At 39.4% G+C, this 14,048-nt stretch carries 4 protein-coding genes; all 4 read right to left on the reverse strand.

What is annotated here, in order from left to right; translation table 11 throughout:
* Positions 1-1,524, reverse strand: a 1,524-nt coding sequence (locus IQ229_RS00550) for an aminotransferase class V-fold PLP-dependent enzyme (protein ID WP_194040342.1), incomplete at its 3' end; no start/stop codon positions are given.
* A gap of 136 nt (positions 1,525-1,660) precedes the next feature.
* On the reverse strand, positions 1,661-6,166 hold the full coding sequence (locus IQ229_RS00555) for a MupA/Atu3671 family FMN-dependent luciferase-like monooxygenase (RefSeq protein ID WP_194040345.1): 4,506 nt from the start codon (positions 6,164-6,166) through the stop codon (positions 1,661-1,663).
* The gene (locus IQ229_RS00560; RefSeq protein WP_194040347.1) at positions 6,163-10,908 is read right to left on the reverse strand and encodes a type I polyketide synthase; all 4,746 of its coding nucleotides are present in this window, start codon (positions 10,906-10,908) and stop codon (positions 6,163-6,165) included. Before IQ229_RS00560 ends, IQ229_RS00555 begins: the two co-directional genes overlap by 4 nt.
* Positions 10,909-10,922: 14 nt before the next feature.
* Positions 10,923-14,048, reverse strand: a 3,126-nt coding sequence (locus IQ229_RS00565) for a non-ribosomal peptide synthetase (protein ID WP_194040349.1), incomplete at its 5' end; no start/stop codon positions are given.

Consider the following 14,048-nt stretch of genomic DNA (forward strand, 5'->3'; position numbering starts at 1 on the left):
ACCAAAAATGATATCTTTTTTTGTCGTTCGTGAAATAAAAGTATGGCCCATTTGGCGCTGATTTTTTTGTAAACATTCATTAAATCTATTGATAATTTGGTTATCTATCTCTGTCAATTTGTTTTTAGCACGCACCTCTCTAAATTGTTTTGGAATATAGCGATAAGTTAACAAATTAGTATCAGGTTCTGCCAGCAATTCAAATTCAGGCATAGCCGAAATACAAGCAGCCATGTATTGAGTTTTTCGGATTCCTTCATTAATCAAAAACTCATATCCCTTAACTCCAATCAGCTTTAAACCCGCGTGTAAAAATAAAGCCATGCCTGGTCGAGAACCTTCTAAAGCACGTTTACCTAAATCAAACGATCCCTTACGCATGGTATAACTAGCCTGTTTTTCGATTGCCCCAGCCAGATATGGATCGCGGAAAAAGACCATACCAATGCCCATTGGTAGATATAGTTGTTTATGTCCATCAATAGTGACTGAATCAGCTTTTTCTATACCAGCAATCTTATGCCGATATTGCTCAGAAAAAATCAGCGGACCACCCCAAGCAGCATCTACGTGAAAATGAGCATTAGCTTCCTGTGCAATTTCTGCGATATCTGTAAGGGAATCAACTCCACCTGAGTCTGTTGTACCAGCAACTCCCACAATTGCAATAATCAGCAAGTTTTTGGCACGACAATTTGCAACAGTTTGGCGCAGTGCTTGTATATCAACTCGATTATTACAGTCAGCAGGGATTCTGATTAAACTATGGGTACCAATGCCCATTAAATCCGCAGCTTTATCAAAAGAGAAATGCATCAAGTCAGAGCCAATAATTACTGCTCCTTTATAGCCATAGAAATCTAGAGCAGCTGCTAAACCTTCTTTTTCTACACCAAGAAATCCATCTTTCGGTCCTAGTAAAGCATTTCGCGCGCACCAAACTGCTGTGATATTTGCCACTGTTCCACCAGAAACCAAGATTCCAAGTGTACTCAAATTGTTTTGAATATGTTGAGTGTAAAAACCATCAGAAAAATTATAAATTTGTCGATGCAACATAGCCAAAGCTTCACGTTCGCAAAAGCTTAGGGCTTTAGCTGTCTCTATTTTGACGGCGTTTTGGTTCATCGCCGTCATTAATTTAGCCAAAGGGCGTACAAAACTAGGAAGTGCCGAGGTCATGTGACCTATAAATCGTGGCGAAGATGTACGTATTGAATGAGCAACAACATTGTTGCCTATGTATTTGAGGTAGTTCTCAAAATTAGTTGGCTGAAGAGGAATTTTACCATCAGAAAATTTTTCTAATAGTGATTCTAAATCAATGTTGGTATTAGAATCAATTGTGCTTAAAAAATCGTGCGATAAGCTATCAGTTATTTCATCAATTCGTTTCTCTATAGAGTTTGCTTGATTGTATGAAGCAAACAATTGCATTACTTGTTCTTCTATTTCATTATCTAATGTTTGCTCAGATTCCCAAAAAGAATTTTTGTTTTGCATTTCTTGTTTGCTTGATGTCATATTGTGTTGGTGGCGATTTTTTTATTTTATTTTTGCAGGAAGAATGTTTTGCTTGCTTTTCTCTAAAATCTTCGATTCTACAGTTCCAGCGATCGCCCTTCTTCAATCGCCTTGTTGAGAGAGACTAAACATCTTGTTACTGTGTTGCTGCTCGGCGCTCCTTCCTAACTTGTTTTCGCCTCTGTACTGAAGCTGTTCTGCTCTCCGAGTGATGAGCAGGTCGTAAAACAGATGTTTCTTCACTAGATTCCTGACTAAAATATTTAACCAGGTGACTTATAGTCGGATATTGAAACATCTGAACCAAGGTGAAATCTCGCTGAAATACTTTTTGCAACTTGCTAGGAAGTTGAATTAAGAGCAATGAATTACCACCAAGTTCAAAGAAATTGTCATGGATTCCCACTCTTTCTACCTGAAGTAATTCTTGCCAAATAGATGCAATCACTTTTTCAACTTCGGTCTTCGGCGCCACATAGGATACCTCTAATTCTGGTCTTGAAGCCTCTGGTGCAGGTAATGCACTGCGGTCTATTTTGCCGTTGGGTGTTAGAGGTAGGGCGTTCAGCGTTACAAAGCTTGAGGGTACCATATACTCAGGTAATCTTTCTTTGATAAACGCTCGTAAGTCACCGATCGAAAGGGTGGGTTTGTTTGCTATTATTTCGTCAGCCAGTAGGTGCGTTTTTTCTGTGGGTGTGACTTGTGTTCCTTCTGCTTGTTGTGTCGGAACAACATAGGCTACTAGGCGTTTGTCTCCTCGTTGCTCCTCTCGTGAGACAACTACAGCCTCCACTACTCCCGGATGTTTACTCAAGACAGTTTCTATCTCGCCTAACTCGATCCGATATCCCTGGAGTTTCACCTGATGATCTACACGACCCAGAAACTCAATGTTACCGTTTGGTAGATAGTGTGCCAAGTCTCCAGTTTTATACAGTTTGTTGTTTGGGTTTGTCCCAAAAGGATTGGAGATGAAACGCTCTACGGTTAACTCTGGTTGGTTTAAGTAGCCACGCACCACGCCTTCGCCGCCAATGTAGAGTTCACCAGGAATACCAACAGGTACCGGTTGTAGATGGCGATCAAGAATGTAAATTTCTGTGTTTGCAATGGGGCGTCCGATTGGTATTGTATTGCCGACTTCTTGCAGGGGATAGCTTGTAGACCAAATAGTCGTCTCAGTGGGACCATACATATTATAAATTTCTGCTGACAGTTGAGTCCGCAACTGTTCTGCTAGAGAAATGGGTAACGCTTCACCACCAAGCATCAATTTGCGAAGTGAACCCATCGCACTCAGCGCCTTATTATCCTGAATTAATATTCTTGCAAGAGACGGAGTGCATTGCAGATGTGTCACATTGTGCCTTGCAATTTGAGTAGGTAGGGAATAGTCAGTGTCATCTTTTTCTATTTTTTTGTTGCTCAATTCTCTGACTGTGTTCAGGTGATGCAAACTAGATAACACCGATTCCACATCCACACCAAAATCGATCAGACATGCAACCTCATCTACCCCGATCGCCTTGAGTCGGTTAATCATCCGCAAGCAAGTGCTGGGTGTGCCTAATAAACTGCTCGTTTCAAAGTACCGATTAAAGGCGTAATTCAGCAGTTGCTCTTGCTCTTGTGCGGTAAAGTTCTCTGCATTAATATCGTGACCTAAGCTTTTTCCTAAGTTATTCAACAGACTCAGAGAACTCTTCAAGTACTGGTAAAAAGGTTGCCGCACCTTTTCTCGCACAACATCAATGTCCTCACCCACGAAGGTATGAATCATTAGCGTGACGTGACCTGCTCCCAGTCCATGTCCGTGTTCCTGCCAGGATTGGCGATAAATCGCAATTTTTTCCTCTAGTTCCTCTAGATTTTGATCGAGTAAATGGGTAAGCAGGTTGGCACCAATTTCACCCGCCCGACGAAAAGTTTCTGGACTACCAGCTGCTGTAACCCAAATCGGCACTTCCGGCTGAATCGGTTGGGGATGAATCTTCACTTCTACTTCTTTGCCACTACCTCCTGGCAGGGTTATCGATTCTCCGCGCCAAAGTTGGCGGACAGTTTCGATGTCACGAAACATGATTTGGAAGCGATCGCTATACTTCTCTGGTGCTAAGACAAAATCATTGGCGTGCCAACCGGAAGCAAAGGAGATACCAACTCTGCCTCGGGAAAGGTTATCAACTACAGACCATTCTTCAGCAACTCGGATCGGATTTTGTAAGGGTAAAACAATACTACCAGCACGAATTTGAATTCGCTCTGTAATTGTGGCGATCGCTGCACTGACAACGGAGGGATTTGGGTATAGACCGCCAAATTCATGGAAGTGTCGCTCTGGAGTCCAGATGGCTGCAAAGGCGTGTTTGTCGGCAAATTTAGCCCCTTCAAGTAGTAAATGATACTTATCTGTGCCTGCCTGTACCTCGTCACTAGCAAAATAGAAAAGGCTAAATGCCATTTCTTTATCTGTGATTTTTTGGTCTACTTCAGTAGCAAAAGTAGTAGGTCTTGAATCACCATTAATCACAACTTGAAAACCGCGTGTCAGCGTCCACAGCAACTCTAACACTGAGATATCAAAGGAAATGCTGGTAACTGCTAGCCAAGTACCTGGATGATCGTTACCAATACTACCGTCCATTCCTGTAAAGAAATTGACAACGTTGCGATGACTAACCATCACTCCTTTTGGCTTACCTGTGGAGCCGGAAGTGTAGATAGTATATGCTAAGTTGTCCGGCGAGAAGGCTGTTTGGGTATTCTGGTCACTTGCGCTTTGAATTATCTGCCAATCTCTATTTAGGCAAACCACCGATGCGCCAGAATTTGGAAGTTTTTCCAGTAATTGTTGTTGAGTCAACAGCACTGGCACTTGAGCATCTGCCAACATAAAAGTTAGGCGTTCCTGCGGGTATGTTGGGTCTAGCGGTAGATATGCACCACCAGCTTTGAGGATAGCTAATAGTCCGACGATCATATCGAGCGATCGCTCTACACAAATCCCTACCAATACCTCTGGTTTTACTCCTAGCTTTTGCAAATAGTGAGCTAGTTGATTCGCTCGGTTGTTCAACTCGCAGTAGGTTAGTTGCTGGTTTTCAAAGACGACTGCGATCGCATCAGGTGTTTTCTGTACCTGTGCTTCAAACAATTCATGGATACATTGCTGTTGACTATACTCAACTTTTGTGTCATTCCACTCTCGCAGCAATTGATGCTGTTCAGGTTCTGTTAGTAATGATAATTCTAAAAGTCGTAGCTTCGGTTTTGCAACAATCTTTTTAAGCAATGTCTGGAAATGTCCAGCCATCCGTTTTATAGTAGTTGCCTCGAATAAATCTGTATTAAACTCTAGATTAGTAAAAAGCTTTCCTGGTGTTTCTGTTATTTCTAAAGTCAAATCAAACTTGGCACTACCATTATCAATTGCCAAGGGACTTACAGTCAAACCAGGCAATTCTAAGATAGGCATTGGTGTGTTCTGAAGTACAAACATCACCTGAAATACTGGTGTGTAGCTCAAGTTCCGTTGTGGTTGTAGTTCTTCTACTAGTTGCTCAAAAGGTAAATCCTGATGGGCATAAGCTCCTAATGCTACTTTCCGCACACGAGTTAGTAACTCCTCAAAGGTAGGATTACCCGCTAGATTAGTTCGCAGTGCAATTGTATTGGCAAAAAGACCAATTAATCCTTCTAACTCTGTGCGATCGCGGTTAGCGATCGGTGAACCAACAACAATATCTTCACTACCAGTATAACGACATAGCAATATTTTAAAGGCTGCCAGCAGAGTCATAAATAAGGTAGTTCCATGCTGCTGGCTCAATTTATTTAAAGCTATATGTAACTCATCAGATAACTCAAATGAATAAGTGGAACCCTGGAAACTGCCAATGGCAGGTCGTGGTTTGTCAGTGGGTAGCTCTAGTAATTCTGGTGCGCCCTCTAACTGCTGTTTCCAATAGGATAGTTGTGATTTTAAGACTTCTCCTTGTAGCTGTTGTCGTTGGAAGCTTGCAAAGTCTACATACTGTATTGGTAGTTCGGCAAGTGGAGACGGTTGCCCTTTAGAAAAAGCTTCATAAAGTGCCGTAACTTCTTCAATTAGTACTCCCATTGACCAACCGTCGGAAATTATGTGATGCATGGTGAACACCAGAATGTGTTCTGTTTCTTTTAGTCGTAGCAAAGTAGCTCGCAGTAATGGAGCTTGGCTTAAATTGAAGGGTCGCTGTATTTCTTGTATAACTAACTTTTTAATTTCAGCTTCTTGGTTAACCTCAGTTAACTCTTCTAGATTTATGGTTGGTAAACTCAAACTTATATCTGGAATAATTATCTGAACAGGTTTGTCTTCCAGAGTTGCGAAAGTAGTTCGCAAAACTTCGTGGCGACGCACGATTGTATTAAGGGTTTGTAATAGTGCAGATTTACGAAGCAAACCAGTAAGACGCAAAGCTGTCCATATATGATTAGCAAAATTACCAGGCTGCAATTGATCTATAAACCAAAGTCTTTGTTGAGCAAAAGATATTGGAAAAATCTGAGGCTTTCCGACCTTCTCTTGAAGTAGTTTTGCCAAAAGATCACGTTTATTTTGTGATGAATTTTCATGAATATCATGAGTATTGGTCATTGAACAGCCCCTTCTGATTGTAACATATTATTAAGTAATAGCTCAACTTCTCGATCTGAAAGTTCATTTATATTTGCTAATGTCTGTTGTTCATTATTCCGCTCAATCCTTTCTATCATTTTGAAGTTAAACTTCTCTTCTAAATTCCGGTTTTTTTCATCAACTATTAAAGCTTGTTCCATGACAGTGGGTGCTTCAAAAAAACTATGTAGAGAGAGTTGTACTTGAAACTCTTGATGCAATCGAGAGAAAACTTGAGTAGCTAATAATGAATCTCCTCCCAATTCAAAAAAGTTATCATAAATACCTATCTCTTTAATTCCCAGAAGATTTTGCCAGACTTCAGCAATAGTTGCTTCAACTTCATTTCGGGAAGCAACATAATCATTACGTAGATTAGGACGGGGATGCCTTAGTTGAGAGAGGCTTGTTGAAGCTGATTTATCTTCTAACAATGCTAATCCCTCTTCCAGATATTTAAAAGAATTATCCTCTTCAATTACTGCTTTAAAATCTTGCGGGGAGACAACAACATGAGACAAACTACTTAGCAAAATGCGATTAAAAGCTTCGGCACCTTCTTGAGATAATATTCCTTTTTTGAGATTCTCTTCCCGTTGGAGTTTTAATTGCTCTGGTAGTGCTGTCTCTACTGCCATGCCTACTTCTTGCCAAGTACCCCAGTTGATTGCCACCGTAAATTGGTCAGATTTAGAAGTACAATAATGTGCATAAACATCTAGAAATGCATTAGCTGCACAATAATCGACCTGCCCAAATTCATTTAATATAGAACTTTGAGATGAACAAAGCACTAAGAAATCTAATTTAATATTTTGTAAGTTTAAAATATCCTCTAATACTAATGTACCCTTAACTTTTGGCGCTAATACGCTGTTTGCTATGTTCTCTGTTTTTAGTTGAATTATGCCACCACCAGCAATACCTGCTGCATGGATAACACCATTGATTTGACCAAATTTCTCTAAAGCTTCAGCAACGGCTACCTGCATTTGTTCGTAGTTGGCTACATCGGCACTTTTAACCTCGACCTCTGACCCCAACTCTTCCAGCACGAGCATTTTTTGGATCTTGCGGCTAACACTATCTTCACTATCATGAGTTTCTAGCCATTGCTTCCACTGCGATCGCTCCGGTAATCCCTTTCTTCCAATTAAAACTAACTTAGCTTTTACTGTCTTTGCTAAATATTCCGCTAACACTAAACCTATGCCGCCAAGTCCACCAGTAATTAAGTAAACTCCTCCTTCCTTTAACTTAGTTTTACCTAGAGTGCTTTCATGCAGATGGACAGCTTCAAAGGTTTGAATCCAGCGATGAGATCCTCGATAAGCAACTAGATTATCGGTTTGCTGTGTTGTCAATTCCGTAATTAAATAGTCAATAAACTTTTGTGTTAGCGGGATGTTATCAGCAGGAATTACTACATCAATAAGACAAGAATTAATGTTTGGATATTCTTTGGGAATTATCTTACACGGCCCCAATATAGTTGCCTTCTCTGGACATAACTTTTCATCACCAATGACATTATATAAATTGTTCGTTACAACCCTCAACTTGAGAGAATCACTGATATTTTCCTTTCCTAATGCCTGTGTAAAATACAATAAACTCCAAAAACCGAGATTATGGCAATCGTCAAAAGTTTGTTTTTTGAACTTATTGTTAGATAAAGTATTATTTGGCGTAATGCTCCAAAAGTGAGCTACTCCATTTGGAATTAAACTATGTTTTCGGAGTTCTTGAAGTAAGGCATCATAGTCATCGCTTTGCCGTGGGTTAATAGTATATGTGCATTCGTTCAGCTTAGTAAACTTATCTGCAACCCTAACTGTAACAACATAACTTTGCTGTTTGAGCCATTTAACAACTTCTCCTCCAATTCCATATTCATCTATAAAAACTAACCAGCAGGTGTTTTGCTCAGTTACTAATTCCTTCCCCTGGAAAAACTCAAGTGGTGTAGATTGTTTCCAGATTGGGATATAAAACCAATCGGCAATATCTGGCTTTTTACCTATTGATTGTTGCCACGCCTTTGATAATGTAGTTTCGGGGTCAGCTTCAATCCAGTAACGCTGACGCTCAAAAGGATAGGTAGGCAAAGGAATATGTCTGCGTTGCTCTTTTGCATAAAAGCCTGCCCAGTTTATTTGCAATCCTGATAGCCAAAGCCGAGAGAGAGTATTAAGCAAAAATGCTACATCAGAAATTTGCTCTTGGGGATGTCGCACTGAAGTTAGGGCTACAGCCTGTGAAACCAACTGTCGTTTGACTAGGTTAGTTAATGTTCGTCCTGGGCCAACTTCCAAGAGTATTCGCTCTGGTTGTTGCAGCAATTCGGCAATTCCCTCATTAAACAATACAGGTTGTCGTAGATGTCTAGCCCAGTAGTTAGGATCGATCGCCTGATCTGCTGTAATCCAAGTTCCAGTAACGTTAGAAATAAAAGGAATTTGAGGTGGTTTCAGGTTGACTTCCCTAAGATGCCGTACAAATGGTTCTAAAATCGGCTCCATCATCTCGGAATGAAAAGCATGAGATGTATGCAGGCGGCGACAGTCAACACCCTGCTCCGTCAAACGATTTTGTAATAGTGCGATCGCACCAGTAGCACCAGAAACCACACAAAGGGATGGTGCATTGCTAGCTGCTAAAGAAAGTTCTGAACCCAACATAGGTTGTATTTCTTTGGCAGACAGAGAAACGGAAAGCATCGACCCTGGTTCGACTTGTTGCATCAGTCGTCCGCGAGTTACGACTAAAGTCAAGGCTTCTTCTAAAGAAAAGACACCTGAAATACAAGCGGCTACATACTCACCGATGCTATGACCAATCATCGCTTGCGGATGGACACCCCACGCCATCCAAAGTTTAGCAAGGGCATATTCAATTACAAATAGCGCAACTTGCGTTAAGGAAGTTTGTTTAAGTTGTTCTTCTGTAGTTTCTACCGTTGAGGGATAAAGTATATCTTTGAGGTCTAACTTTAAATGTGATTTGAGCAATTCACAGCAATCATCAACTTCTTGCCGAAAAGCTGGTTCTGTTTCATATAAATCCCGTCCCATGTTTACATACTGCGCTCCCTGTCCGGGAAACATAAACACAATTGAATGGTTACGAGTTTCTGAAAAATTACTTAAAACCCTTTCTTGCTTTGGCGCAGTTAGTATTTTTATAGCATCTGGAATATCCTGACATAGCAATACTCGACGATGATTAAAACTTCGGCGGCCAACTTGCAAAGTATGAGCTACATCAGGAAGATTGCTATCAGGATACTGTGCTAAATAATTAGCAAGGTTAGTTGTAGCTGATTCTAAAGCTGTTTGAGTTTTAGCAGAGATAACCAACAATTGCCAGGGGCGAGAAACACTTTCTTCGTGTGTAAAAACTGGAGATTCTTCTAAAACCACATGGGCATTAGTCCCACCAATGCCAAAAGAACTTACACCTGCTCGACGTGGTGTACCGTTAGTTTTCCACTCTGATAATTTGTTGTTGACATAAAAGGGACTATTGGCGAAATCAATTTGAGGATTTGGTTCTTCAAAGTGCAGGCTAGGAGGAATTTGTTTGTGTTTAAGAGCTAAGACTGTTTTAATTAAACCTGCAATACCAGCAGCTGCATCCAAATGCCCAATATTTGTTTTTAATGAACCAATTGCACAAAAGTTTTTCTTTTTTGTACTGTTTTGGAATGCTTGCGTCAGTGCTGCAATTTCAATGGGATCTCCTAAAGATGTTCCCGTCCCGTGAGCTTCAATATAAGTTATTGTTTCTGCTTCTATCTCTGCAACCAGTTGAGCCGTTTTGATAACTTTAGCTTGACCTTCTATGCGGGGTGCTGTATAGCTAACTTTGTTTGAGCCATCGTTATTTATCGCCGAACCTTTAATTACAGCATGGATAAAATCTCCATCATTTAAAGTATCTTCTAATCTTTTTAAAACAACGATTCCTGCGCCTTCTCCACACACAGTTCCCCGCGCTTTAGCATCAAAAGCGCGGCAGTGTCCATCAGGAGAATTAATACTTCCCTCTTGATAAATATAACCAGCTTTTCTTGATGCACTGATGGAAACACCGCCAACCAAAGCCATATCGCATTCACCGTTGAGCAAACTTTGGCAGGCTAAATGTACAGCTACTAATGAGGTTGAACAAGCTGTTTGAACTGTATAGCTAGGGCCTGTTAAATTAAGTTTGTAAGAAGTACGTGTAGCCAGATAATCTTTATCGCCGGCGATTGCTATTTGGCGTTCGTCTACTGAATTTCTAATATTTTGATTAAAATAAATGTTTAGTAAATAACCGCTTAAGTTAGAACCAGCAAAAACACCTATAGAACCATTATAGGTTTCGGAATCATACCCTGCTTTTTCCAGCGCTTCCCAAGCACACTCTAAAAAAATCCGGTGTTGGGGGTCAGTCATTTCTGCATCTCTGGGATTAAAACCAAAAAATTCAGCATCAAAAAGTTCTGCATCTTCTATGACAGCATTTCTTTTAACATAGTTGGGATTACTAAGAAGTGCTGCATCTACTCCTGCTTGCAATAGTTCTTCATCACTAAAGACAGAAATTGATTCTATACCATTTTGGAGATTACGCCAAAATTCATCAATATTTTTAGCTCCAGGGAATCTTCCTGATAATCCAATAATTGCTATTTCTGAACCGTTAGTAGTATATGCACCAGTTGGAATATTCATTATTTGTTAATTCCTTAATTATTTTCAACTGATTTAATTTTTTGGAGACGTTTTCTTTGTTGCGCCTTCCCAGATGAAATTTTCTCTGCTTGAGTATCATTCTCCTGTAAAAATGCTGTGGAATTAGGAGATAAATTTAAATAGTTGGCTAAAGAATTAATTGTGGGATATCTAAATAAATCCAGGGTTGATAGTTCTGCTTTTAAAATTTCCTGCAATTGGCTGTGAACCGTAACTAAAAGTAATGAATGACCGCCAATTTCAAAAAAATTATCGTGAATGCCTATTTTTTCAAGATTCAAAGCTTTTCGCCAAACAGAGGCTATTGTCTTTTCCACCTCAGTTTGCGGTATCACATAAGCAACTTCTAATTCTGGGCGTAGAACCTCCGGCATTGGTAATGCTTGACGGTCTACTTTGCCATTAGATGTTAATGGTAATGCCTCTAATATCATAAAGGCAGTGGGTAGCGCATGGTCAAGCAATTTATTCTGCAAGAAGCGGCGCAGTTCAGGAGTTGTTAATGTTTTGTCTGGCTGGAGAGTTGTATAAGCTATTAAAGTTTGATTTCCAGATTTATCCTCTCGAAGGGTAACTACACTTGTCGATATTGATGGATGTTGATTTATAACCGTTTCAATTTCTCCTAGTTCAACACGGAAACCACGTATTTTAACTTGGTTATCGATGCGACCGATATACTCAATATCTCTATTTGCTAAAAACCGAACTAAATCACCTGTTTTGTAAAGGCGATCGCCTTTTTGTTTACTATAGGGATTAGGGATAAACTTCAGGGCTGTTAATTCAGGTTGATTTAGATAACCTCTGGCTAATCCAAGTCCACCAATATGCAATTCACCCGGTACTCCCATTGGTACTGGTTGCAAATATTGGTCAAAAATGTACAACTGGGTATTAGCGATCGCTTTCCCAATGGGTATGGAACCTGTAGAATGTTTCCCAACAGGAACTTGATAAATACAGCAGCCTACTACTGTCTCTGTAGGGCCATATTCGTTTACTAATATTGTATCTGGAGCTACATCTTGCCAAAAGGTAATGCTTTGGGCTGATAAGTTTTCGCCACCAATAATAAACGCTCTCGTTTTATTTGCTATCTCTTCTTTAGATAACTGTTGCTTCAGCAAATCTAAGTGAGCAGGGGTAATTTTCACCAAACTTAAGTTTGAGCTTTTTTTTAAAGCTTGAGAAAGGGTTTCAATACCTTGTTCTTCTGATAGTAATTCTACTGTGCCACCAACTAATAAAGGTGAGAAAAGACTAGTGATTGTTAAGTCAAAACCCAAAGGTGAGTGAACTAAAGTTCCTACTCCTTGTTCTACTGCATATCTTTGAGTAGCCCAACTTAGATAGTTAACTAATCCTTGATGGGGGATTAGAGTTCCTTTAGGTTTACCAGTGGAACCGGAGGTGTAAATAATATATGCTAAATTTAATTCGCTTGTTGTAGCAATTGGATTTTCATTTTTTTGTTGGTTTATAGTTTCCCAATCACTATCTATACAAATTACTTTAATTCCATTCGTAGCTAAATCTACCATTAAATGCTGTTGAGTCAGCAGCACTGGCATTTGAGAATCGTTTAAGATAAAAGCTTTTCTTTCTAAGGGATAGCTAGGGTCAATCGGTACATAAGCACCACCTGCTTTTAAGATGCCCAAAAGTGCAATCAACATTAAAGGCGATCGCTCAACACAAAGCCCCACCATTACATCTGGTTTAACGCCTAATTTTTGTAAGTAATGAGCTAGCTGGTTAGCACGAGTGTTTAATTCTTGGTAGGTAAACTGCTGATTTTGATAAATAATAGCAATGTTGTTTGGGGTGCGATCGCACTGCTGTTCAAACCAATGGTGGATGCACTTGTATTGCAGTTCTGCTGTTTTAGTATTATTGAATGCAACTAAGAATTCTTCCCGCTCTTGTTCGCTGAAGATATCTAATCGTGATATCGCTGTAGAAGGATTGTTTATAACACTAATTAACAAAGTTTGCCACTGATTTGCCAAACGTTGAATATCTTCTTTACGGAACAATTTTTCATTATAGTGAAATTCTGCTTTGACTAAATTATGTTGTGTACGAACACAAGAAAGCCTTACTTTAAATCGGTCAAAGCATACGTAATGCTGATGAACTGAAAATGATACTTGAGGAGCATAATAATTAGTTATTGCTTCTTCAAAATCAAAACAAAATGGTAAATATGAATGTTCTATACCATCTCCATTTATTTGAGGAAATGCGTCCCAGCTAAAACCATCCTGCCATTCAAGTATTTCTCCTGCCAAGTTATTAACCTGTATCAAAGTATTACTGAATGTATCATTTTCTTGCAGATGACAAGCGAGGGGTAAATATTTGGCAAATAAACCTAGTGCTGCTTTTAATTCTTCATAATTGCGACCATCACAACCTAGACCTATCATTAAGTTTGATTGCCCAGTAATACGCCAAAGTAGAATTTGCCAGCAAGTAAGGAAAAATATATCTATTGAAATTTGATATTTTTGGACAATTTCTTCAATCTTAATGAGTAAGTCGTTGTGAATTGCTAACTTAATAACTTGAGGTTCAAATTCTGATTCTTCAGAAAGCCGATTCTCAAAAGGAAGCTCTAAGGTATCCAGAGCCGAAAAATCTACTTGCTGCCAATATTTTCTCCTTGTTGCAGTCTCCTCTGCTTCAAGTAATTCATTTTGCCATGTAGCCACATCAGCATATTGTAGTGGTTCTTCAGTTATTTCTGCATTCTGCAAACAGACAGTGTAATACTGGCTAATTTCATGAACTATATTTTTTAATGTTTTATAGTCGGCACACAGAGATGGTAAGTTTATAAATAAAAAGTGTTTTTTGGATGAGCAAATTACCCATTCTACTTTTAATAATTGATCTGACGCTAATTTTACAGACTCTTCCTTTATTTTATCGAAAAGTGCTTCTATTTCTTCCGCTTGAGAAAATGGATTTTTTAAAGTATGCTCGGCTATCAATATGTTTTTATTAGTATCTATAACCTGAATAGGTATTTTTAAACCACGCGGGCGATGAAAAGTTGTGCGAAGAATCTCATTTCTAGCAATAACTTTCTCTAACGCTTCTTTCAGTATTTT

The sequence above is a fragment of the Nostoc cf. edaphicum LEGE 07299 genome (assembly GCF_015207245.1).
Taxonomy (GTDB): domain Bacteria; phylum Cyanobacteriota; class Cyanobacteriia; order Cyanobacteriales; family Nostocaceae; genus Nostoc; species Nostoc edaphicum_B.

Excerpts from the sequence above, each read along its gene's own strand:
- IQ229_RS00555 (WP_194040345.1), bottom strand. The coding sequence starts at position 6,166 with ATGACCAATACTCATGATATTCATGAAAATTCATCACAAAATAAACGT.
- IQ229_RS00560 (WP_194040347.1), bottom strand. The coding sequence starts at position 10,908 with ATGAATATTCCAACTGGTGCATATACTACTAACGGTTCAGAAATAGCA.